This window comes from Rhizobium johnstonii 3841 (genome assembly GCF_000009265.1).
Lineage (GTDB): Bacteria > Pseudomonadota > Alphaproteobacteria > Rhizobiales > Rhizobiaceae > Rhizobium > Rhizobium acaciae.
In genome coordinates, this window is the sequence record NC_008380.1 from 1,927,074 (window position 1) to 1,949,826 (window position 22,753).

The window sequence follows — 22,753 nt, forward strand, 5'->3', positions numbered from 1 at the left end:
GCGAGGTGACAGGTTCCCTCGCTCCCGAGCGGCCTACGGCTCACAGGTCGGCTCCGGCTTTGGAAACGTCGAGCTCGATCATGACGGGGGCGTGGTCGCTGGTATGCTCCCAGCCGCGCGGTTTTTTCCGGACGGTCGCCGATCGAAGCCATGGGGCGACTGCCGGACTGAGCAGGAAGTGGTCGATCCGAAGCCCTGCATCACGTTCGAAGCTGTTCCGCCAGTATTTCCAGAAGGTATAGATGCGCTCCTCTGGATGCAGATGTCTGACGGCATCGGTCCAGCCCTGAGCGACGAGATCAGCATAGGCCCTGCGCACTTCCGGCCTGAAGAGGGCGTCGTCCAGCCAGCGTTCCGGCTTGTAGACGTCGATCTCCGTCGGCATGACGTTGAAGTCGCCGGCCAGGATGGAAGGCACCTCGAGCTCGAGGAGTTCGGCGGCGTATTCGTGCAGGCGACGAAACCAACGAAGCTTGTAATCGAACTTTGCTCCTGGGAACGGATTGCCGTTGGGAAGATACAGGCATCCGACCAGGATGCCGTCGACGGCGCCTTCGATATACCGGCTGTGAGTATCGTCAGGATCGCCGGGAAGACCGCGCCGCGTCAGGATCGGTATCTTGCCTTTTGCCAGGATCGCAACCCCATTCCAGGATCTCTGCCCGTGCCAGATGGCGCCGTAGCCGGCTCGTTCGATCTCCTTTCGCGGAAACCTGGCATCGTCTGTCTTCAGTTCCTGGAGGCAGACCACATCAGGGGTATCCTCCTTGAGCCAGCGCGACAGGATGTCCAACCGTCCATTGATCCCGTTGACGTTGTAGGTTGCGATTTTCATGAGACCCCCGGAAGTCGAAGCACGGACAGGCTCTAGAAACGCTCCCGAGTTTCCTCCTCAGGAAATCCCGCCCGCAATCGTCCTAGTGGAGGCGGTTCTCCACACCGTAATGGTGCGCCGGTCGAATCCTCTCGGGGTGATCGAGCGAGCCGACAGTCACTTGGCTCCTCAACGCGTCGCGCCGAAGACGAAGGCGATGCCGGCGACGATGGCTGCGGCTGTCAGCGGCTGCCGGCGTATGCGATCCTCGAGGTCATGGATGAATGTGCGTGCTTCCGCCTTTGCCAGGCGGGCTGTTCCAGAAGCCAGCTCCGAAGCAGATTCAGCCATCCGACCGGCTTCCTTCTGAAGCGCGCGCATTTCTTCGCGATCCACATCAAATCTCTCTGAGGAGTGTGCGGTTTCGCCGCTTGAGCGCAGGGCTTGATCCACAAGTGGAAACTCCTCGTCCAGCCTGGTGGCATCTGGCTCCCGCTTCACACGCTCGGCCGCCTCGACGTCGCTGCGGCCGGCGGGAATGGAGGTGTGGGTGGCTGACACCGGGTCGGACGCCGGAAAGGTATCCTCGATTGCTTTGTCGAGTTCGCCTTTTCGCGCCTGCTTCCGCTGCTCTGCCTGCTCTTGTCGCATCGACTGGACTGCGGGGGAGTCATTGGGATTTGCCATTGGGGTTTCCTCTGTTGCACTTCCACAATCAAAGCGACGACAGGCAAAGAAGTTCCATAGATGCTGCCGCGCTTAACACCGAAAGGATTGAACAGAGGTCAGCAAACTCGCGCTTACGATGACATTGTACGGCCTTTTCCGATGACGAGCATTGCAATCGGGGCACGCCGGACCAAAGTCTTGCCGGCGCCTACTACCTAGGTCGGTTGCATTCTTTACGCGGAACAGCGAGAAATCTCATACGTCATATATTGAACCGCGAGGAACGCACGAACGAGGCTATGGCATGAGTATCCGGAAACGCGATTTTCTAAGATTGGGCAGCGGCGCCGCGGTCGCCCTCGTCGCTGCCGTATTGCCAGCCGGTTTGAATTTCGGCGGTTCCCTTCCTGTTCTGGCGTTGGACATTGCGCTGGCAAAGGACGGCAACAACGGGAATGGCAATGGCAATGGAGGAGGGAATGGCAACGGCAACGGCGGCGGTAATGGCAACGGGGGAGGGAATGGCAACGGTGGCGGCAACGGCAACAGCGGTTCCGGGAATGGCAATGGGGGGAATTCCTCCGGTGGTGGAGGATCTTCTACCTCGAGCACAGGATCGTCAGCAGGATCGGGAGCGAGAGCGACATCAGCGTCCGATGGCTCGATCGACGTCCGTCATTCGAATGGCATCACTGAAGTCCTGCAGCGCGGTCGCTACATTATGAAGGACTCGAAGGGCCGGACGATTATAAATCGACAGGCGACGGCCAACGATGCTCGCCGGCTGAGCCGCTTTCTTCGCTGAAGCGTGATAGTCGGGCGATAAGCTTTTTCAGCGGCGTTCGCGCCATTGTAGAGCCGCTTCAGTCCTGTTCGAGGCGCCTAGCTTGCTCAGAATCTGGGTCATGTGGTGCTTCACAGTCTTTTCCTGCAGGCTGAGACGCAAGCCGATATGCTTGTTTGACAAGCCTTGAGCGACAAGATCCATCACCTCGCGTTCCCGTGGCGTCAGGCTGTTTTTTTCGGGGGTTCCGCCATGCAGCGAATTCTCCATGACTTTCGCCGACATCGTCGGCGAGATATATCGCGAGCCACGCAGGACGGTTTGGATTGCTTCGGCGAGGCCACGCGAACCAACACCTTTCAGAACATAACCCATCGCGCCCCGTTGCAGAGCTCCCAGTAACGTGTCCACCTCCTCGGATACGGTCAACATCAGCACTTTCGTTGTAGGGCTCCGCGCCAGGACGTCACTGATCGCAGACAGCCCGCCGCCGGGCATCGAGACATCGAGGAGCATGATGTCGGGATGGTTGTCCGAAGCGATCATCGCCGCGTCATCGCTGCTGGCCCCCTCGCCAACCACGATAAAGCCGCTGATCTCGGAGAGGCTGCGCGTTACGCCCTCGCGAAAAAGCGGATGATCGTCCACGACGCCGATGGTGATTGCTGTCATCCCTACTCTCCCACTTCCATTGGCTCGAAGATCATGGTCACGGTCGTTCCTCCTTCGCCTGTCTTGATATCGAAGGATCCTCCCAGGCTGTCGATGCGCTCCCGCAACCCCACGAGGCCGAGGCTCGTTGGTCTCACTTCGGTCGGATCGAAGCCGTCGCCGCGATCGCTGACCTCGACACGGACATGACCCTTGTGCGAGACGGCCCTGACCGTCTGCTGAACGCCGCCGCCGTGGCGATAAGCGTTGTTCAAGGCTTCCTGAACGAAACGATAGATACAGATCTTCACGGCGGGGGGAAGTTCCGGTCCATCCTCGTCGATAACAGTTTCGACATGGCTTTCGGTCTTGTGTTGATGCACGTCGACGACCCGCGTGACGATCTCGGTGATCGAGGACTTCTCGATCTGCGGAAGCACCAGTCCGCTGCAGATATTGCGGATCTCCGTCATCGCTTCGGCAAGGCTCGAGCGTATCCACGCAAGTTCCTTCTCACGCGCTTCGGGCTGGGTGGACGCATTGATCAACACGTCGCTGTCCAGGCGCAATGAGGCATAGGCGATGTGCTGGGCCGGACCGTCGTGCAGATCGGCACCGATGCTGCGCAAATATGTTTCGTTCAGCGCTGCCGCACGCTGGGAGGCGCGCTGCAGGCGCCGCTGAAGTCCGCGGTTTTCCGCCAGCAGCGCAGACAGTTCGGTGACCCGTTCTTTGAGATCCTTGCGCTGTGCCTCGATCGTGCGGCTACCCCGGAACACCAGAACGGAAAGAACAAGGAAAAAGGTCGCCGTCAGAGCGGCGACGGCGCCCCAGCTCCTGAGCCTGGCATGCGCCAGACTATCGCCCAGTCCTTCTGCTGTCTCGTAGAACTCAAGGACGGCGACCGCCTGTCCGGACCAAGGCTGGAGCACCGGATTATAGATCTCCATCAGCGGCTTGCCGAGCGCGCGCTCCTTGTCGCTTTCCGGATCGCTGGCGATTTCGTAGCGCGCGACGAGAGATCCTGCGAATGCCCTCTGCAGCTTGTCGCTGACCGCAAACGTCTTGCCTACCAGCTCCTTCTCGTTCGAATAGAGGATGGTGCCGTCGCTTCGCCACAGCTTGAACGAAACAAGGCGTTTGCCGAGTGCACCTTGACCGAGCGTCTCGTCCAGAGCCTGAGCACTCGCGTCGTCCAGCAGCGACTCGGTTTGCATATTGGGAAGGAGCGGCGCGATCACGCTGTCCACATAAAGCGCCGTCGCCGCGCCCGAATTGTGGATGACGGTCTCCTCGATGAGATGGCTCACAAAAAAGCCGACCACGAACATGGCGGCAATCGATATGAGTCCACCCGCGATGAAGAACTGGGAGGCGAGTGAGCGGGCATTCCAGCGGCGAAGCCAATTCATTTTGATACCGGTAAGAGACTGCCTAATTAACCTACCGCGTCTTTAGAGTTTTCCAAACAGCATCAGGGCACATTCCTGGTGTCGAACACCTCGGCGCCTCTTATGCTCTGTGTCAACCCGACGGTATCGCCGGATATGGCTGCGCCGAAGATGTAGAGAAGAGTGGCCAGAACGATAACAAGTGCGAAGACGGACGCGTTACAGGCGTCATTCACTCGGGATCTATGACTCTGGTTCATGTTTGGATCTCCTTCAATATCGTTCGAAACGGCGCGAGTCCGACGCACGTTCCACCTCAGGGACTTCGGTCCGACAGGGTTGGGACCAAGGTCTGACCCCAGTAGACATCAGTAGATTCAGGCATATTTCTTGACCGACGACCCGGGTTTGGAGGCTTTGAGTGGAGATTTCCATGGATATCGAAGGCGCCACCCGCGCCGCATCGGGCTCTTCTATCGCGCCGTTCGAGGAAGGCGTCGCCGAGCTTTACGAGACCCTTCTCGTGCCGATCCTTTTCGAACCCTATGCCTCGGAGATGGCAATCGTCGCCGACCGGTCCAAACCCGGCAGCGTTCTCGAGGTCGCTGCGGGGACCGGCGCCTTGACACGCGCTCTGCGGGCGACGCTTGATCCGGCAACGGAGATCGTTGCCACCGATCTCAGCCAGGCGATGATTGACGTTGGCGCGCCATCGCTGACGATGTCGCGGACTCACTGGATGCACGCCGATGCACAAAATCTGCCGTTCGCGCCTTCGATGTTCGACCTCGTCGTCTGCCAGTTCGGCGTGATGTTCTTTCCGGATAAGTTGAAGGCCTATGGCGAGGCTAAAAGAGTGTTGCGGAGCGGAGGTCGTTTTCTGTTTTCAACGTGGGGCTCACTCTCGGCCAACGACTTCGCAAGATGTGTGGACGAATGTCTGGCGAGCCTTTTCCCGTCGGACCCACCGGATTTTCTAAGGCGCTTGCCATATTCCTACGTCGACCCCCGCCTCATCAAGGCAGACGTGGCTTCGGCGGGATTTGAGGCAGTTTCCTGCGATCGGGTCAAGTTGACCTCCGTCGCTGCCACCGCGCACGACGTCGCTGCGGCCTTCTGCCAAGGCACTCCGCTCAGGAGAGAGATCGAATGGCGGGCGCCCGAGCACATTTCCGAGATAGTCGATGAGGTGGCTGAGCGGGTGGGATCGCGCCACGGGGCCCGTCCTTGCGGCGGCATGAGCGCGCTCATCGTCGCCGGCCGCGCTCCATAACGCTCTCTGACGCAGGCTGGCCTGCCAATCACGCGATTCCCCCCGGATCGAATGCCCAAAAGTTTCGTCTGCCGGTATGAAGTCTCACCGGACCTCAGCGAGTGCGCTGCGCGAAGGAAGGTTCTTCTATTGCGCGGATGACGTGCCGCTCGATGTCAGAACAAGTCTCGTCGTATTCCCGTACCAGATTTGGATTGAACCGTCGCCGGCGCACTGCGTCGCGCGCTTCGACTGCCATCTGGTAGGCCTCGAAGAGTTCGAGCTGCAACGGGTCGCAGGCTGCCATGATCAGCTTCCGCATATGCGGCAAACGCATCGCCAGGCGCCGGCGTCCAGCTTCGCGGCGATTGGATCGTGCCATCTCCTTCAGTCTCCTGCCTATGCCCGTGTGTGCGGGGCCCTTTTAATCCTGAAATAGCGCCGGCAACGGGCATTGACATGGGTTTTAGGACCAAAGGCCGGGACCCATCGGACTGAGGTCCGGGGCGTGGAACGACCCTGCCTCCAGCAAGTTGGTTCGGCAGCGGTCACGAAGGCCGCCTCGAAACAGAAGGAGGAGAAAATGCTCTCCAAGCTTATCGTCGGTGCAGTAGCTGCCACGACCCTGATGTCGGGCGTCGCATTCGCCCAGTCCTCGACCGTCAATGGTGCCGCCGGTGGGGCGGTTACCGGTGCGATCGTCGGCGGGCCCGTTGGCGCTGCTGTCGGCGGCGTTGCCGGCGCAGTCGTTGGCACGGCGATTGATCCGCCGCCGCAAAAGGTCATCACCTATGTCCGCGAGGCTCCGGCCCCGTCGGCGCGCGTGGTCGTCAAGGAGAAGGTTGTCGTCGGCCAGCCCCTGCCGGAGACGGTCGTCGTGACGCCTATTCCGGATGACCCGACCTATGCTTATGCAGTGGTCAACGATGAACGTGTCATCGTCGAGCCGTCGTCCCGCAAGGTGATCCAGGTCATCAAGTGACCTGATCCTACGCGGTCTCTGCCGCGTCTTGCCTCCCAATATCATCGTCAGAACCTGAGAACCGCCGCACGACGGACGATAGCGTCGTCGTGCGGCCAAAAAGCAGAGAGATTGTTATGAAGACCAAGACACTCGCCGTACTGATGACGGCACTCTCGATCGGCGTTTCGCCGGTCGGTATCATGTCCGCTACGGCGCAGGATGCACCGATTCTTCCCAAGAAGGGTGCTGCTCAAAACGACCAATCCAGCGGTGGCGCGACCCAGCAACCGGATGCGGGCGGTGCCTCCTCGGGCGGCGCGGGAGCATCGAGCGAGCAAGCCACGCAGCCTTCTGGCTCCGACGGAAGCTCGTCGGGTGCGTCGAGCGGAACCTCCACGGATAGATCTTCCGATCAGACGACAACCCAGCCCGGTGCTAAGACGCAGTCCGGAAGCTCGACCGAAACCGGCTCCGGTGCTGCAGGTACAGACGCCTCAGGCGGAGACCCGGACAGTTCGAAATCTTCCAAGTCGGGACAGTCCTCGACGGAAAGCCAGAAGCCCGCCGGCAGCCAGGACACTGGCACGTCGACCGGCTCCGGTGAAACCCAGAAGTCCGGCGACGTCAAGTCTTCCAGCGGCTCGACTGAGACCCAGTCGAACAGCAAGACGAAGGTGGAGAACAACAACACATCCGTCGACAGCAACACCGAGAACACCACGAAGACCGAGACGAGCAACACGACCAACGTGAACATCTCCGTCGAGCAGCAGACGGAAATCCGCAGCGTTGTGAAGGAGGTTCATGTCGAGCCGGTGCGGGAGGCGGACTTCACGGTCTCCGTCGGCACCACTATCCCGAAGAAGATCAGGCTCGAGCCGCTGCCGCCGCGGATCGTGGAAATTGTACCGCAGTACAAGGCCTACCGTTTCTTCCTTCTCGCGGATGGCCGGATCGTCATCGTCGATCCTTCCGCATTCACGATCGTCTACATCATTTCGGCATAACGAGCGGTGCCCGGCGGCGATCTCCGCCGCCGGGGCCGAGGAGAGGAACATGATCTATTCCGAAGAAAAATCCGGTGGTCTGGCCTTGCCGCTGATCGTCATCCTGCTGGCAATGACCGGTATTCTCGGCGTGCTTGTCGCCACTGGCGACCGACATGACAGTACTGCCGGCCGCGTCTGGGTTCCACAGGCTCACCAGCAGGGGTCGGGACAATGAAAGCCATCGCATCCGTTGCCTTTGGAATCTTAAGCTCGGTCGGGGTTTGCATGGCTGCTGTGTCTGTCGCGTCCCAAGTCGTGGCGGATTCCGAGTCCCACGCATTCAATGACCTTGCAGCGCCCGATCTCTGGACGACGACGCCGGTGAAAGTCGATCCTCGGCAGCAGCGCTATGAACGAATTCCGCCTCTCTATTCCAGCTATGTCACCGAGGCATCGCCCGTCATCACCGCAAGGGCGAGGCCGGAACCCGTTCGCCCGACGGCCGAACGTCAGACACCCCAGCCAGAATTTTCGGTCGAGCATCTTGCCTGGTGTGCGGACCGGTACCGCTCTTTCGATCCCGCGACCAACAGCTATCGATCCTATAGCGGCGAGACCCGCGAGTGCGCTTCGCCGTTCCAGCGGATCGTCGCCGGGGCCGATGAAGGCGTTGGCACGAAAGTGAATGCACAGGCGGCAGCCCGGTGCGCCGCTCGCTACAAGTCGTATCGACCGCAAGACAATACCTATCAACCATGGGACGGACCCCGGCGCAGCTGCGATGTGTCGGATCTCGTAGCAGTGAGCAACTGATGGGGTGGCGCGGTGCCTACCCGATTGCACGACCTGGCCAACCGGACTAAAGTCCGTGTTGCAAACGCTACGGTTGTGATACCTGGTTGCACGAGGGTTGGAGATCGGGGATGGCGACGACGCTGATAACGGAAATCCAGCAGGCACAGACAAGGCTTCCGCTCTTGAGCCGGGCGGATCGGGGAGCCCTTATCGTTCGCATCCTCCGTGAGCTGAAGACGCATCGGCGGGAGGTTCTCGGACATGTGCCGGCCGAGCGCTGCGTTTGGATCGACAGGCTGATCGCGTCCGTGTCCTCGACGATTTCCGAAATCGCCAACATGCAGGACGCCGAGTTCAATCGCGTCTTGAGCGAGTTCGAAAAGCTTATGGCTACGCTCGATGACATTTCGCATGCCGAGAAGCGGTCGAAAACAATTCATTGAGAGGGTCACCTCGTCAGGCTCGATGGCGCAGGGCGTCGACGAGCGCCACGAATGCCGGAGAGGACTGCCTTCTGCTGGGATAGTAGAGATGGTAGCCATCCCAGTATGGGGAAAAGGCTTCCAGCACGCGTCTCAGACGGCCTTCCGCGATATGAGGTAGCGCGACGTCTTCTGGTACGTATGCCAAGCCAAGTCCGTCCAGCGCCGCTTCCACACTCTGATAGGAGTTATTGAAGGCAAGCTGTCCCTCTACCCTGATCCTGATCTCTTTCCCGTTGTCTTCGAACTCCCATGCCCAGAAGCCGCCATATGTGGGCAGGCGCTCGTTGATGCAGTTGTGGCGGACGAGGTCCTGCGGATGCTCCGGAACCCCCTTGCCCTCGAAATATGAGGGTGCGCCGACGACGGCAAAAGGGAAATCAGGCCCGATGCGTGTCGAGATCATGTCTTTCGCCACCTGCTCGCCCATCCGAACGCCGCCGTCGAAGCGCTCGGTCACGATGTCGGACAGCCCATTCTCGCGTATCAGCTCCACCTTGATGTCAGGCTTGTTCGGTAGGAAGCGCTGGAGTTTCGGCCAGATGATCCAGTTGATCGCATGATCGGATGCCGTGATGCGAATGTTCCCCGCTGGCCTGTCCCGGAGCTCGGTGAGAGCGTCGAGTTGAGCATCGATCTCGTCGAAGTGGGGTCCCACGCCTTGGAACAACCGCTCCCCGGCGTCGGTGAGTGAAACTGCCCGCGTGGTACGGGTCAGAAGCCGGATTCCAAGGCGCGTCTCGAGCTGGCGGACAGTGTGGCTGAGCGCCGATTGAGAGACGCCCAGCTTCGCAGCCGCCCGCGTAAAATTCTTCTCCCGGGCGACCGCCAGAAAGGCCATCAGGTCGTTGACGCTCTCGCGTGGCATTCACGAGCTCCTTCGGATCAAATGGCGGTTGTACTGAATTTGCAGAGACTGGACATTGAAATCATCGTGAACACCTGCCTGGTTCGGTTCGCACTGGAACAAGTTGCGGCGCCGCCCATTTGTCGTCCATGAAAACAGCCCTGACGATGTCGCTGCTCGCTCTGGCCTTCTCCGTTGGCGGTGCCGCCGCGCGGGAACTCCGGCCTGAAGAAATCAACACCGCGTCGATTGCGTCCATCGGGACTGAGAAGCCTGCGCCGGGAGATCCCGACCCGGCGATCGTCCGCCTTCAGGTGCTGCTCGACCGTGCAGGCTCGTCTCCCGGCGTGATTGACGGACTCTCCGGCGAAAACGTCGACAAGGCCGTGGCCGGCTTCGAGGCTATGAACAATCTTCCTGTCGATGGGAGGCTGGATCCAGAGGTCGCCTCCCGCCTGGAAGGCAATGCCCCTATCGTTGCCCCGATCGTTGAAAGCTATGTCGTCTCGGCAGAGGATGCCGCGGGTCTCGTTGACAAGATCCCTGAAGACTATGGCGAGAAGGCAAAGATGCAAAGCCTGGGATATACGAGCGTTGCCGAGAAACTATCCGAGCGGTTCCACATGGGGATCGATCTCGTGCATGCGCTCAACCCGGCTTCGCAATTTGCTCCTGGCGACACGGTGTGGGTGGTGAACCCGGGTCCTCCAAGAGGAGGAAAGGTCAAGAGGATCGAGGCTGACAGGAAGACGGGGCAGGTGCTCGCCTATGCGGCGGACGGATCCCTGCTTGCAGTCTATCCCGCAACGATCGGAAGCGAAGACAATCCGGCGCCGTCAGGCAAGCACAAGGTCAAGGGTGTCGCGCGGATGCCGGTCTACAGATATGACCCGAAGCGCAACTTCAAGCAGGGAAAGAACGACAAGGTCCTGACGATCCCGAAAGGGCCGAACGGTCCTGTTGGTACGGTCTGGATAGACCTGACCGAGCCGACCTATGGGATACACGGCACACCGGAGCCGAAGCTCATCGACAAGGTGGGATCGCATGGCTGCGTGCGGCTGACGAACTGGGATGCCGAAGAGTTGGCGGCTATGGTCAAGCCAGGGGTCGTGGTGGACTTCGTCACAGGCAGTCCAGCCGCCCCGAAGTGAGACGGAATTATTTCTATTCCGATCCCTTCTCGGGCTTGCTGCCGATAGGATGTCGGGCGCTTCCCGGCATCTCCGACCGTCTGTCAGACCACAAACTAATGCAGGAATGCCACACCGATATCGAGCTTCGCTGCCATGTTCACCAGATGCGGCAACGTTCGGGCATTCATCTTCCTCATGACCTGACCGCGATGAGCCTTCACTGTGATCTCGCTGATGTTCAATTTGAACGCCACCTGCTTGTTCAGTAGCCCCTCGGCGACGAACTTCATGACTTCCCGCTCTCGCGGCGTAAGCGTACGGTAGTTTCCCTCCAGGCGACCTATCTCCATGGTGGTCCGAATGGCCGCATGTATCTTTTCCGCGAGAGCGTTCAAGTCGAACGGCTGTGGTATGAAGCTGACATGAAATTTCGTTGCGTTTACGGTCATCGCTTGACCGCCATGGCCGGTGAGGACGATCACCGGGCAGCGGATAGCATGCGCACATATTAGATGTGTCAGATCAGACGCGGTCAGGTCAGGCAGCCTCGCGTCAAGAACAACGCAGCCGACTAAGTCCGCCTCAGGGCTTATCAGAAAATCCGTTCTCGATTTGCATAGGTGCGACCGCCTACCTTGCAAGTGAATGTTTGCGTCCAAAGCCGAACGAATAGTATCGTCGTCACTCAATATGATGACGATTGCGTCTTCTGGTGAGAGTTTCTGCGCTTTGCGCGTTGTAGCATGAGGGTGGTTGCCAGTGTACATTGCCATTCTCCTTTTAAATTGTGTTGAGAATTCTGTGGGCAAAGATCTTGGAAATGAATTGTACTCGCGTCCGACTGTTGATTGTCGCGATCGCTGCTGGAAATTCTTTTAGCGGATAGCGATTAAAAATGGCACTTAAGTGCTATGAGAGATTCTGAAAAATTCTGAATCGCTGCTTTGGAGCGCGGCCCCGTACCCTTGGAATAGGGGGCGTTCCTATGGTTTTATGGCCCTAAATACCATTGCCTGGACGGATGAGAGAGTGCTTTGGGACAGATCGAGTTAGGCCTTTTCGAGTTCTGCGGTTGGGAGCTTGACCTCGCGAAACGAGAGCTGCGTGCCATGGGAGCGCCAGTACCCATCGGCAGTCGGGCATTTGAAATTCTGGAAACACTTGTGGTTTCGGAAGGCGATATTGTATCCAAAGACGACCTTATGAAGCGCGTCTGGCCCGGACTCGTCGTCGAAGACAATACGATTCAGGTTCACATATCGGCAATTCGTAAGGCGCTCGGAAAAGATAGGAATTTGCTGAAGACCATTTCTGGTCGAGGCTATCGTATTCTTGGCGAGTGGACGTGCCATCGTAAACCAGCACACGCGCCGGCGCTGACGCCTCCCATCCACCCACGGTCGACTGAGAATTTGTTTTTTACGAATATTCCGGCCTCAATGTCTGATTTGGTAGGCCGCGAGACGACGATTACCCAAGTCCTGGACCTGACGTCTGCCTACCGAGTTGTTACGCTGACCGGCCCCGGCGGTATCGGAAAGACCGTGCTTGCATCGGAAATCGCCCGCCGTTTGCTGCCATCGCTGGACGGCGACGCCTTCTTCGTAGAACTTGTATCCCTGTCGGATCCTGGCCTTGTTCCCACAACGCTAGCTCAAGCCCTCGATTTGCATCTTCAGGGAGACGACATTTCCGCAGAGTTGGTGGCGCGCGCCATCGGAACGAGGAAGATGTTGTTGGTGATCGACAACTGCGAACAAGTCATCGACGCAGCCGCCGCGATGGTCGAGGCGATCGTGCGCGCTTGCCAGAATGTATCGGTGCTCGCGACAAGCCGAGAGCTTCTCCGTATCGAGGGCGAATTCGCTTACCGCGTGCCCCCGCTCGAGGTTCCGGCGAGCGAGGATTTCGGCAACGCCCTGGAGCATAGTGCAGTCCAGCTCTTCATCGCTCGCACTCGGGCCTTGCTATGGGATTTTTCGCCAACCCAGGAAAAGCTGTCTGCCATAGCGACGATATGTCGGCATCTCGATGGAATTCCGCTTGCCATCGAATTTGCCGCCGCCCGCGCTGCGACCCTCGGTCTCCAACAGATCGCCGGCCGACTGGACGATCGCTTTGTCCTGCTGACCGGCGGCCGTAGGACGGCTTTGCCTCGTCATCAGACGCTCCGCGCGGCGCTGGATTGGAGCTATGAATTGTTGCCGGAAGCCGAACGTCAACTGCTTCGCAATCTGGCGATCTTCCCTGCCGGCTTTACACTAGATGCCGCCGTGGCGGTGAGTGGGGAAACCGAGGCGGAAACGGCTCTCGCTATTTCTAATCTCGTCTCGAAGTCTCTGGTGACATTCGAAGGGGCGGAAACAGGTCCTCGCTGGCGTCTCCTCGAAACTGTTCGAGTCTACGCACGCGAAAAACTCGGGGTCCGCGACCACTACCAACGCGCTATGCGTCGGCTGGCGGAGTACTTTCTGTCGTTCTTTCGGCCGTTTTCGGAGGAGCGCGATCTTCAGGCTGCGATCGAAGAAATTGGTCACTATCGCCGGGAGGTCGACAATCTGCGTGCCGCGTTGAGATGGGCTCTCTCGCCCGATGGGGACGGAATTCTGGGCGCAAGGCTCGCCGCCACCACGAGCGACTTCTGGACTGCCATGTCGCTCGTTTCCGAGGCGGGCGACTGGGCGGAAAAAGCGCTCGAACAGATCGGCGAGGAGAGCGGAAGCCGCACCGAGATGGTCTTGCGATGCGCTCTCGGGTTTGCGCTGATTTACACCCAAGGCATGAGCCATCGCGGCAGGGACGTGCTGACCGGTGCCTTGTCGCTGGCAAAGGCATTCGATGACTTTGACTACCAGCAGCGCGTGACATGCGCACTTTGGCTGTTCTCCGCCCGGTCGATGGAATTGGAAGACGCGCTGGTGTTTGCGCGTGAATACGAGCAAGTCGTCAAGGGAAGAGACATACAGTCCCGGGCTACGGCCGCATGGCTCGTGGGAATTCCTCAAACCTATCAGGCGGAGCACCTGGAAGCTGGCGAGCGGCTTGATTGGGCGGCGAGGCATTTCCCCTCCGATAATCGCCGCAAAGATATGCTGAGGCTGGGTGCCGACGTTCGGACGTCCTCCATGGCCCACAACACGGTGAACCTGATCTCACGCGGTCAGTTGGACGCGGCGGTTCGAACGGCCGAGGAGTCGATCCGGGAAGCACGCGAAACAAGGCAGCCATTCGTGTTATGTGTTGCTCTCGCATGGTCGGCTGTCTTCGTTTCACTAAGCCTTGAAGAAATGCATCGAGCCAAAGAATACGGCGAGGAGTTGCTCGACCACGCATTCCAGCATGGCCTGCGCCCTTTTCACGCGGTAGGCTTGTGCGTGAAGGGAAGTCTGGCGTCCAGATCAGGCAATCCTATGAATGGAATCGACGCGCTTCGATCCGGCATTGGTGAGATGCGTGAAGCAGCGTACCTGCTTTTTTACCCTTTTTTCTTATGCGAGCTTGCGTCTGCGTTGCAGGCGGCCGGTCGTTTTAATGAGGCGCTTCAGGAAATCGGAAATGCTCTGCATTTCTCAGAGCAAAAAGGCTACCGGTGGATGGTGCCAGAGATTTTGAGAAAGAAGGGCGAGATATTGGCCACTCAGAACATCAGCGACGCCTCTGATGTCCAAAACTTGTACCAACAGGCAATGCAGCAGGCCTCCGCGCAAGGCGGAATTTACTGGCAGATTTCTGCAGGAACCAGCCTCGTCGAATTCCTTGATCGCAATGGTGGAGGCGGATCGGCCCGCAATATCCTCCTTCCGATCTACCAGCAGTTCACGGAAGGATTTTCCAGCGTCAAAGTGTCACGAGCAAAGATGCTGATCGACGGTCTGGGCTGAAAAGAATGCCGAAAATCGCTGGACGACAGTCCCGCGTCGCAACCGAAATCAGATATGGACCCGCGTCCATGTTCAACACATGGAGCAAGGCCGCCGGAAAACCGGCGACCAGGCCCGCGTCCGAAATGCGTTTACGTTCTGACCGAACGGAACGCAGTGCGGAGTTCTTCGCAGAACACCGTCGTCTGCTCCCATGCCGCGAAGTGCCCGCCCTTCGCGAGCCTGTTGTAGTGTATCAGGTTCGGGTAGGCCCGCTCCGTCCAGCTCCGGGGTGCCGCATAGATTTCGTCGGGAAATACGCTGACCGCCACCGGAATCTTGACATTCTTCACAGCGAAGAATTCAAGCTTGTTCTCCCAGTAAAGGCGTGCCGACGAGACGGCCGTGTTCGTGAGCCAGTAGAGGGTCACATTGTCAAGGATATCCTCTCGTGTCAGGCCTTCCGTCTCGCCGTCGAAGACGCGGGCGATCAGCTCGTAGCTCCGGATGTCGTGATCGATCATCCAGGCGGCAAGGCCAACGGGTGAATCCGCAATGCCGACCAAGGTCTGCGGGCGGTTTGCCATTTCGATCGCGTAGCCGAGGCCATGCTTGTAGAAGTCGTCGAGCTGGTTGTAGGCGTGTTCCTCGTCGGCCGACAGTCCTGCAGGCTTGGTGCCTCCCGGCCGCAGCGCGGCGGCGATGTTGTCCGGAACGGTGGCCGGCATATTGACGTGGATGCCGACCAGTTCCGGCGGGGCGATCAGTGCCATCTGCTCAGTCACGGCGTCGCCCCAGTCGCCGCCCTGGGCGACATATTTCGAGTAGCCGAGGCGTTTCATGAGTTCGATCCAGGCATGCGCGATCCGGATGGGATCCCAGCCCTTCTCGGTCGGCTTTCCGGAGAAGGCGTAGCCAGGGATCGAAGGGATGACGACGTCGAAAGCATCTGACGCCGAGCCGCCATGGGCGGTCGGATTGGTAAGGGGCTCGATAATCTTCATCTGCTCGATGATCGACCCCGGCCATCCGTGTGTCACGATGATGGGCAGGGCTCCGTCGCGCTTGGCCTTCACATGGATGAAGTGGATGTCGACGCCGTCGATCTTGGTCTTGAACTGGGGCAGGGCGTTCAGTCTCGCTTCGACCTTTCGCCAGTCATAGTCCTTGGCCCAATAGCTGGCGAGCTTTTCGATGGTCGCGGACTGAACGCCCTGAGTATTGTCATCGACGATCTCGCGCTCCGGAAAGCGCGTTGCTTCGATGCGGCGGCGGAGATCGTCGAGTTGGGCATCGGTCGCCTTGTATTTGAAGGGACGAATTTCCTCGCCACTGGCTTTGGCCAGGGCGATCGAGGCTGGAAGGACGCTGAGCGCGCCCGCGGCCGCGGCGGTTGCCAAAAGAGTGCGGCGAGTGACTGAGGATGAGATGGATGACATGGGGGTCTCCGGGGTTCAGAATTTCGACGCGCCAAAGCTCCCATGTGCTGAGGCGAGCTTCTATTGCACCAAGGTGTCGCCGATACCATTGGATCGGTTCCGAATACGGATGGCAGAGAGGGCCTTTGGAGGGTTTCGAACAGGTCGACATTGGGGGAGCAACGAGGCCGGCTCGATTGAAAGCGGCAGGTTCTTGTCTCAAGGTGCGAAGGGCGTGAGGGCGAGATCATTGATGTCGTGGCCAAAGCGGGGATCTCTCGCTCGTCCAGTCGGCTAAAATCCGATCGAACTGGGCGAGGCCGCAGCCGATGTTCCGTTGGAACGGGGGAGCTCGATCATGCCAAAAGAGAAGGCCACCATCATCGCAGATGGCGGCCAGATCCAGGTTCGATCGCAACAGTTGCAGCGGCCTTGCCTGTGAGCAGCGCCGGAAGCACTCTTCCAAAACTCCCATGGCACATGCCGGCAGTGCAAATGAGCCGTCAGTCGGGCAACGGCCGTCCTGAGCGCTCGGCGATCATGTACTGCGCATACCAGTCCGGCCAGTTCTCATCATGATTGCCGCCGGTGCGCGTTTCATGGTCGCCATGGGCGGCAGCGGCGCGGCGCAACGCGCTCGCAAGATCGCTCTCCGTCGAGAATGCCGCGCCCGTTGCGTCGATCCGGCCTGGCAGCCTGGCTGTCACCTCCTGAAAGAGCCAACCGTTTCCATCAGGATCGCTGAACGATGCGAAAGATGAGTAACTCCCGCGGGTTGGATGCGGACCCGCAAGACGACCCTCGTCGTCCTGATGATGGAAAACGCCGCCGACATCATGAAAGACACCGCTCATCGCGGCGCCTCGGGCGGCCACCGCCGCGTGAGCCGTCTCGATGTTGGAAACGATGAGATGAAGTCCTTGCGCGGAACCCGGCTTGGCGGAGGTGACGCCGCTGCCGAAGATCACCGAGCACGGCGAGCCAGGCGGCGTCACCTGCACCACCCGGAACCCGTTCGCGCCGGAAACGTCGGCGTCCAGCCTCCAGCCAAGCCGGGTGTAGAAGGCCCTTGCGCGATCGACGTCGGAAACCGGAATAACCACGACTTCGAGCTTCATGTCGACGTCATGCACCTTCTCTGCGGCTGTCCTGTTACGTTCCTGGATGGACATTTTCAATTCTCCCGTAATGTGCGTGATGGGCACTGCCCGTAGCGCTGTGAACGATGCGTCGGCCCAGTGCGGCCGTCCATTGTCCCATGGTGTCGGTTCGATGGATGCGGCGATAATCGGCGATGGTCGATGAAGACCGCGCCGGACGCCTGTGACGCCCGCACGCAAGAAACGCCTCCTTTGTCCGACAGAGCAGACCAAGAAGCTTTGTTCACCCTTAAAGGCGTGCGCTCGCCCCCCGGGGGAATGTCTCCGCAGAGGGCCGCTTTGGCGCCGCGCGACGCGCTTGTCACGCTGCAAGCGCTTCAACGAGATCGCTTGTGGTCACGATAGCACTGGCATAGTTGGGCATGTTGATTTCCAACGCTGCGTGCATCATCTCGTCCGAGTAGTCCGCAACGGCGTCCCTCACCACCGTGACGTCGTAGCCCAGTTCGGCGGCAAAGCGGACCGTGGCTTCGATGCAGGTGTGAGCGACCAGTCCAATGACGATTATCCTCTCGATGCCGAGCCGCTTCAGCTGTAAATCGAGATCGGTGTTGGCAAATCCGCTTGAGCACCAGTGTTCGGACGCGACGATCTCGCCTGCGGCCGGAACGAACTCGGCACGGAATTCTCCGCCCCAGGTTCCGCATTCGAAACTTCTGCGGTGCCACGCCGCGCGCTGGATCGGCGCCACAAATTTCCAGTTCTCATAATCGCCTTCTCGGTACCGGTGATGCATGGCGAAAAAGACGCGAAGCTTTGCAGCACGCGCTGCGGTCAAAACCTGCTGCATGTGTGGCACGCAGTTGTTGGCTTCCGCCACCTCCTTGATCCGAGGCCAGATTTTTCCGCCCTCGGAAATGAAATCATTATAGGGGTCGACAACCACCAGGCCGGTGTTGTTCGGATCATAGGACAGGCGTTTCATGGTGCTCTCCGTACGGCAACTAGATTTAGACGGTCAGCCGTTGCGGAGCGCGGCGCGCTCGATATTCGCGGCGAAGAGCGGCGTCTCGCCCTTGTTATGGGCAATGGACATCGGCTGGCGCTGCGTCCGGAAGATGTCGAATGGAATCCCCTGGCGGTCGAGGAAGGCGAGCATCTCGTCAGTCGCGTAGGACCTGACGCGGTTGGTGAACTCGCATCTCGCCTCGTCGATCCGCTTGGCGCTCAGCTCCCAGGTCACATGGATGGTCGTGCGCCCCGATGGGGTGAAAACGTCCGAGTGGGAGTCAAGGATCAGGTGATCCTTCTCGCCGAGCGTCTCGACGTAATGCTGGACCATCAGACTACCGCCGATGGTCTCGACATTGATCGACATCCGCCTGCCGTCCGGCGCCGTGGTGAAGCCGGCGGCGATGTGGGCTGGAGAGCATTCCTGGTAGTCCTTCTCGGGCAATGTGAAGCACCAACCGGGGATGTCGATCTGCTCGATCGGCGCATTGATGATGGCGGAAAAGCTTGAATCGACGATCTGGTTCTCAACGCTGTGCATGTCATCTCTCCATTGTTCATAAGGGATAGGGCGCGGGCTGCCAGACCAGAGCCTGCTGTACCGCGATCTGGATTCTCCGGCATCACAAAGACGCCGTCGAATATGCGGTAGTGCCCGTTCGACCTGCCGGTTCACATGGGGCGCCTCTTCAGCCTAGTTATCGGCCAAAGTCCGCGTGTAGTGGCCGAGCCTCGACTCGATGTCGGGCTTCGTCTGCAGGCCCATCTCCATCAACCTGCCGATGTTCTTTTGCGCGACGGGGCGCTGGACCGAGGAGATGAAGGCGTCCCAGCCGGCACCGATTTCCGGGTCGGTCGGCAGGCTGGCGAAATCGACCAGCCCTTTCGTATCCGCGATGGCTCTCCGGTCAAATCCCGAGATGCGCGCGGCAAGGGCGTCGACGAAGGGATCAAGCTTGTCGTCTGCGAACGAACGGTTCACGTAACCATATTGCTCCGCCAGTTCGCCGTTGATGTCGTCGGATCCGAGCAGGACTTCGAGCGCACGCCCTCGGCCCATCAGTCTGGGAAGCCGTGCCATAGGGCCACCGCCCGGCACGAAGCCGGCACCGACCTCCCATTGTGACAGTATGGCCTTTTCCCGGCTCGCAAAACGCATGTCGCTCGCCAGGGCGAGCTCGCTTCCGACCCCCGTGGCGCGTCCACGGATCAAGGCGATCGATACGACCGGCGCCTTGCTCAATCGCACCAGCATGTCGGGAAGCGGATGAAGACCGGTGCGCCCTGAGGGAAGGCTCGTCGACTCCTCCAAAGGGGGCGTGAAATTGTAGTGGGTCAGGAAAAAACCCGGCACGTCGCTGTCGAACACGACGACCCTGAGGTTCTGATCGGTCTCGATGTCGGCGATAACCTTCTCGAGCTGCGGAATGGTCTCCGGACCGAAAATATTGAACGGAGGGTTGTCAAATGTCACCCGCCAATAGGCCGGTGTCCGCCTGTTCACTTTGATCTGGGATTCGTGTGGCGTTTCGGACCCGGGCTTTGACTGTACCGTGCTGTCCGGCTTGACCGGCGACTGGCCTGAGAGCGCAAGCGCCGGCAGCATCAGGACCGTCGCGGCTGTCAGAAACGTGGATGACGCGACGACGGCGAGAGCAAGCCGGGACCGCAACCTTTTCGATGATGTGAGTGTCATGATTGTCTCCATGTCTGGGGTTGGTCAGCGAAATCCTTCCGCTCGATTTCAAGAATGAGCTCGATTTCGACGGGCATTCCGAGCGGGATGCTGGTGACGCCGAGAACGATGCGCGGCGGAATCCTTTCCGCTCCGAAAATGTCGAGCAGAAGCTCGGAGGCGCCGTCTGCCACCTTCGGATGTTCGCGGAACGTGTGGGATGTCGCGATATAAACGCCGAGCTTGGAAATGCGACGAACGGAGTTCAACGATCCCAGGTGCGACCTCGCGGCCGCGATGCCGCTGAGGCAGGCGGTGCGCGCGGCATCATAGCCTTCAAGGACCGAAAGCTCCTCGCCGACCCGCCCGAAGTAGACAGGATCGTGGCCGACCACCGGAAGCATGCCGCTCAGGAACAGCAGCGGCCCTGACTGGATCGCCTCGACATAGGCGCCGAAAGGCGTCGGCGGGGGAGGCAGCACGATGCCCAGTTCCTGCAGGCGCCCCTCCGGGTCGCGGCCTACCATTTTCCCAAATGTGCGCCGTTGTCGACGTGCAGCACCTCCCCGGTGATATTCGCTGACTCGGTCAGATACACGACGCCGTCGACGATCTCCTGGACGGCCGTGATCGTTCCCATTGGCGAAAGCGATTTGAGATAATCTTTTGGGTTCGTCGTATGCAGCGGTGTGTCGACCACACCCGGCGACACTGCATTGACCCTGATGTTATCCCGGGCGAATTCCAGCGCCAGGCTCTTGGTGATGGCATTGAGGCCGCCTTTCGTGATCATCGGCACGGACGCCGTCACGCCGGCGATGGGATGATCCGTCAGCGACGACGTGATGGTGACGACGCTTCCGCCCGACTTCTGACGAAGCATCTGCGACACACCGCACTTGGTGAAGTGAAGGAAGCCTTCGACGTTGGTCGCCGTCAGGCGCCGAAAGTCATCGATCGTGTAGTCGAGGAAAGGCTTTGTGACGAAGATGCCGGCGTTGTTGACCAGCGCGTCGATCGACCCGAACCGCTCGACGGCTCGCTGCGCAGCACGCTCGGCGGTCTCCGGATCGGCGACGTCGCCGTCGATCAACGCCAGCCTGTCATTGCGCTCGAACGCGGTCGTCTCGCTGATGCGTCTCGATGTCCCGACGACATTGTATCCCTTATCGAGGAAGGTCTTCACGAGGCCGGCGCCGATCCCTTGGGATGCGCCGGTGATCACCACTGTCTTGTGCAGGCTCATTTCCGCCTCCGTTACTGGTACGCATCGACCAGCCGCCCGCCGCCAACGGTTGGGTGCTGCCTCGATCGCGAGCTTGTGTGCTGATCCGGCCTTCAGCCGGGAACGGTTTCGACGTCTCCGTTGCCGTTCTGCCAGGAACATCTCGCCAAAAACGGTTGCCGCCTATTGTACGAAGGTGTCGCCGATACCTTTGGGTGGGATGGCGGGACCGAGCGCCGATCACCGGAGGAAGCCGAATCCGCGCGTTGACGACACCATCGTCTAATGGAATCCGCTTTTTCCTTTCCGCATGCTCAGCAAGCCGGCCCGGGCCGGCGCTCCTTTGAAACCAAGCGGAAAGAGGTTCTGACATGCAGACGCATCTACGAGCGATAACGGGAAACGAGGCGAAGACCGGCGAGGGTCCTCTAGACGCGCTGAAAGAGTTCTACAGGGCGTTCAACGCTGCCGACATGACGGCGCTGGAAGCCATCTGGGTCGAGGGCGAAGCTCCGAGCATGGACAATCCCATCGGCGGAATCCGACGCGGCTGGGGCGCAATTGCCGAAGGGTATTCCAGGCTTTTCGAAGGTCCGGCGAAGGTGCAGGTGGCGTTCCACGACTTCACGAGCCAGGGCGGAGAAGACTGGCACCTCTTTGTCGGTCGCGAAAGGGGGCGATGCGAGACACCCGAGGAGAGGCTCGATGTAGCCTTTCGCACGACACGCTGGTTCGTTCGAATGAACGACGCCTGGCGGCAACTCCACCACCACGGTTCCGTCGAAGACCCCAAGATGCTTGCGGACTACCAACGTTTGATCTTTGGGGGCAGGGCCAAAGGCAGCCAATACCAAGGTATCGCCGATACCAAGGTGTAACTGTGGTGCGAGCGGAAGCTTGTCATACTTCTCTTCACGCAGCCGGTTCTGACTGCGGTCGAACAAGAAGGAGTCGACAGATGAAGATCCTGATGGTGTTTACGTCCCATGACATTCTTGGCAGCACCGGCCGAAAGACGGGCTTCTGGCTCGAAGAAGGAGCTGCGCCCTATTATGTCTTTCGCGATGCCGGCGTTGAACTCGTCCTCGCCTCGCCCAAGGGCGGCCAGCCGCCGGTCGATCCGAAGAGCGATCTGCCGGAAAACCAGACGGAGGCGATGACGCGCTTCAAACAAGACGCAGCGGCGCAGAAGGATTTCGCCAGCACCTTGAAGCTGGCGGACATGCGCTCGGAGAATTTCGACGCAGTGTTCTATCCGGGCGGCCACGGACCGATGTGGGATCTGGTCGACAACCCGGATTCGATCTCTCTGATCGAGTCCTTCTACAATTCCGGCAAGCCGGTTGCCGCCGTCTGCCATGCACCTGCCGTGCTGCATCTGGTGACATATAAGGGCGCGCCGATCGTCAAAGGAAAACGCGTCACAGGGTTCGCGAATAGCGAAGAGGAAGAGGTTCAACTCACCGACGTCGTGCCGTTCCTGGTCGAAGATGAATTGAAGCGGCTCGGCGGACTTTATGAAAAAGCGCCGAACTGGCAGAGCTTTGCCATCACCGACGGCCGGTTGATCACCGGACAGAACCCGGCCTCTTCGACTGCCGGTGCGCAAGCCCTGGTCAAACTGCTTGCCCAGCCGTCTTCTCTCGGTTCGAGTGCAGCATGAGTCACAGCGTGGACAGCTGACAAACTC

At 59.7% G+C, this 22,753-nt stretch carries 26 protein-coding genes; 11 read left to right on the forward strand and 15 right to left on the reverse strand.

Annotation, left to right across the window (positions count from 1 at the left end; translation table 11 throughout):
* Positions 1-40: 40 nt before the first annotated feature.
* Positions 41-835, reverse strand: coding sequence for an exodeoxyribonuclease III (gene xth / locus RL_RS09545; protein ID WP_011651456.1), 795 nt, complete (start codon positions 833-835; stop codon positions 41-43).
* Between the two features lie 168 nt (positions 836-1,003).
* The gene (locus tag RL_RS09550; protein WP_011651457.1) at positions 1,004-1,501 is read right to left on the reverse strand and encodes a hypothetical protein; all 498 of its coding nucleotides are present in this window, start codon (positions 1,499-1,501) and stop codon (positions 1,004-1,006) included.
* 286 nt (positions 1,502-1,787) lie between these two features.
* Here RL_RS09550 and RL_RS09555 point away from each other — a divergent pair, with 286 nt between their 5' ends.
* The gene (locus RL_RS09555; RefSeq protein WP_011651458.1) at positions 1,788-2,288 is read left to right on the forward strand and encodes a hypothetical protein; all 501 of its coding nucleotides are present in this window, start codon (positions 1,788-1,790) and stop codon (positions 2,286-2,288) included.
* Positions 2,289-2,315: 27 nt separating this feature from the next.
* Here RL_RS09555 and RL_RS09560 read toward each other — a convergent pair whose 3' ends face one another.
* The 3 genes from RL_RS09560 to RL_RS40120 form a co-directional block, all read right to left on the reverse strand.
* Positions 2,316-2,939 carry a response regulator gene (locus RL_RS09560; RefSeq protein WP_011651459.1) on the reverse strand — a complete coding sequence of 208 codons (624 nt, stop codon included), beginning with the start codon at positions 2,937-2,939 and terminating at the stop codon, positions 2,316-2,318.
* 2 nt (positions 2,940-2,941) lie between these two features.
* On the reverse strand, positions 2,942-4,330 hold the full coding sequence (locus RL_RS09565) for a sensor histidine kinase (RefSeq protein ID WP_011651460.1): 1,389 nt from the start codon (positions 4,328-4,330) through the stop codon (positions 2,942-2,944).
* A 62-nt stretch (positions 4,331-4,392) separates the two neighbouring features.
* A complete protein-coding gene (locus RL_RS40120) occupies positions 4,393-4,569 on the reverse strand; it encodes a hypothetical protein (protein ID WP_041936258.1) in 177 nt (58 codons plus the stop codon).
* 173 nt (positions 4,570-4,742) lie between these two features.
* On the opposite strand from RL_RS40120, the gene RL_RS09575 reads away from it, so the two are divergent.
* On the forward strand, positions 4,743-5,582 hold the full coding sequence (locus RL_RS09575; RefSeq protein ID WP_011651462.1) for a class I SAM-dependent methyltransferase: 840 nt from the start codon (positions 4,743-4,745) through the stop codon (positions 5,580-5,582).
* A 94-nt stretch (positions 5,583-5,676) separates the two neighbouring features.
* Here RL_RS09575 and RL_RS09580 read toward each other — a convergent pair whose 3' ends face one another.
* Positions 5,677-5,943 carry a hypothetical protein gene (locus RL_RS09580; RefSeq protein WP_011651463.1) on the reverse strand — a complete coding sequence of 89 codons (267 nt, stop codon included), beginning with the start codon at positions 5,941-5,943 and terminating at the stop codon, positions 5,677-5,679.
* A gap of 201 nt (positions 5,944-6,144) precedes the next feature.
* Here RL_RS09580 and RL_RS09585 point away from each other — a divergent pair, with 201 nt between their 5' ends.
* From RL_RS09585 to RL_RS09600, 5 genes are all read left to right on the forward strand, one after another.
* Positions 6,145-6,543, forward strand: a complete 399-nt coding sequence (locus RL_RS09585) for a DUF1236 domain-containing protein (protein ID WP_003547654.1) — start codon at positions 6,145-6,147, stop codon at positions 6,541-6,543.
* Positions 6,544-6,659: 116 nt separating this feature from the next.
* Positions 6,660-7,532 carry a DUF1236 domain-containing protein gene (locus tag RL_RS09590; protein ID WP_041936260.1) on the forward strand — a complete coding sequence of 291 codons (873 nt, stop codon included), beginning with the start codon at positions 6,660-6,662 and terminating at the stop codon, positions 7,530-7,532.
* A 49-nt stretch (positions 7,533-7,581) separates the two neighbouring features.
* Positions 7,582-7,749 (forward strand): hypothetical protein, encoded by a 168-nt coding sequence (locus RL_RS40125; protein ID WP_165422411.1) that lies wholly within the window; start codon positions 7,582-7,584, stop codon positions 7,747-7,749.
* The gene (locus RL_RS09595) at positions 7,746-8,327 is read left to right on the forward strand and encodes a BA14K family protein (RefSeq protein ID WP_011651465.1); all 582 of its coding nucleotides are present in this window, start codon (positions 7,746-7,748) and stop codon (positions 8,325-8,327) included. Before RL_RS40125 ends, RL_RS09595 begins: the two co-directional genes overlap by 4 nt.
* Before the next feature lie 110 nt (positions 8,328-8,437).
* The gene (locus RL_RS09600; RefSeq protein WP_011651466.1) at positions 8,438-8,752 is read left to right on the forward strand and encodes a hypothetical protein; all 315 of its coding nucleotides are present in this window, start codon (positions 8,438-8,440) and stop codon (positions 8,750-8,752) included.
* A gap of 13 nt (positions 8,753-8,765) precedes the next feature.
* On the opposite strand, the gene RL_RS09605 is transcribed toward RL_RS09600, so the two are convergent.
* On the reverse strand, positions 8,766-9,659 hold the full coding sequence (locus RL_RS09605) for a LysR family transcriptional regulator (protein ID WP_011651467.1): 894 nt from the start codon (positions 9,657-9,659) through the stop codon (positions 8,766-8,768).
* 119 nt (positions 9,660-9,778) lie between these two features.
* Between RL_RS09605 and RL_RS09610 the strand changes: the two genes are divergently transcribed.
* Positions 9,779-10,792 (forward strand): L,D-transpeptidase family protein, encoded by a 1,014-nt coding sequence (locus tag RL_RS09610; RefSeq protein ID WP_011651468.1) that lies wholly within the window; start codon positions 9,779-9,781, stop codon positions 10,790-10,792.
* Between the two features lie 95 nt (positions 10,793-10,887).
* On the opposite strand, the gene RL_RS09615 is transcribed toward RL_RS09610, so the two are convergent.
* The gene (locus RL_RS09615) at positions 10,888-11,541 is read right to left on the reverse strand and encodes a response regulator transcription factor (RefSeq protein ID WP_028742158.1); all 654 of its coding nucleotides are present in this window, start codon (positions 11,539-11,541) and stop codon (positions 10,888-10,890) included.
* Positions 11,542-11,808: 267 nt separating this feature from the next.
* Between RL_RS09615 and RL_RS09620 the strand changes: the two genes are divergently transcribed.
* Complete coding sequence (locus RL_RS09620) at positions 11,809-14,655, forward strand: ATP-binding protein (protein ID WP_011651470.1); 2,847 nt, start codon at positions 11,809-11,811, stop codon at positions 14,653-14,655.
* 131 nt (positions 14,656-14,786) lie between these two features.
* Here RL_RS09620 and RL_RS09625 read toward each other — a convergent pair whose 3' ends face one another.
* The 7 genes from RL_RS09625 to RL_RS09655 all read right to left on the reverse strand — a co-directional run bounded on the left by RL_RS09625 (position 14,787) and on the right by RL_RS09655 (position 21,084).
* The gene (locus tag RL_RS09625; RefSeq protein WP_011651471.1) at positions 14,787-16,073 is read right to left on the reverse strand and encodes an epoxide hydrolase family protein; all 1,287 of its coding nucleotides are present in this window, start codon (positions 16,071-16,073) and stop codon (positions 14,787-14,789) included.
* A 482-nt stretch (positions 16,074-16,555) separates the two neighbouring features.
* Positions 16,556-17,224: a VOC family protein gene (locus RL_RS09630; RefSeq protein ID WP_011651472.1), complete on the reverse strand. Its 669-nt coding sequence runs from the start codon at positions 17,222-17,224 to the stop codon at positions 16,556-16,558.
* A 289-nt stretch (positions 17,225-17,513) separates the two neighbouring features.
* Positions 17,514-18,137 (reverse strand): isochorismatase family cysteine hydrolase, encoded by a 624-nt coding sequence (locus RL_RS09635; RefSeq protein ID WP_011651473.1) that lies wholly within the window; start codon positions 18,135-18,137, stop codon positions 17,514-17,516.
* A gap of 33 nt (positions 18,138-18,170) precedes the next feature.
* Positions 18,171-18,704: a hypothetical protein gene (locus RL_RS09640; protein ID WP_011651474.1), complete on the reverse strand. Its 534-nt coding sequence runs from the start codon at positions 18,702-18,704 to the stop codon at positions 18,171-18,173.
* Between the two features lie 153 nt (positions 18,705-18,857).
* A complete protein-coding gene (locus RL_RS09645; protein WP_011651475.1) occupies positions 18,858-19,859 on the reverse strand; it encodes an enoyl-CoA hydratase/isomerase family protein in 1,002 nt (333 codons plus the stop codon).
* Entirely contained in the window at positions 19,856-20,365 is a 510-nt protein-coding gene (locus tag RL_RS09650) for a RidA family protein (protein WP_011651476.1), read from the reverse strand. The genes RL_RS09645 and RL_RS09650 overlap by 4 nt, the downstream gene beginning before the upstream one ends.
* Positions 20,359-21,084, reverse strand: coding sequence for an SDR family NAD(P)-dependent oxidoreductase (locus RL_RS09655; RefSeq protein ID WP_011651477.1), 726 nt, complete (start codon positions 21,082-21,084; stop codon positions 20,359-20,361). The genes RL_RS09650 and RL_RS09655 overlap by 7 nt, the downstream gene beginning before the upstream one ends.
* Before the next feature lie 350 nt (positions 21,085-21,434).
* Between RL_RS09655 and RL_RS09660 the strand changes: the two genes are divergently transcribed.
* Positions 21,435-21,941, forward strand: coding sequence for a YybH family protein (locus RL_RS09660; protein ID WP_011651478.1), 507 nt, complete (start codon positions 21,435-21,437; stop codon positions 21,939-21,941).
* 80 nt (positions 21,942-22,021) lie between these two features.
* Positions 22,022-22,726 carry a type 1 glutamine amidotransferase domain-containing protein gene (locus RL_RS09665; protein WP_011651479.1) on the forward strand — a complete coding sequence of 235 codons (705 nt, stop codon included), beginning with the start codon at positions 22,022-22,024 and terminating at the stop codon, positions 22,724-22,726.
* Positions 22,727-22,753: the final 27 nt, after the last annotated feature.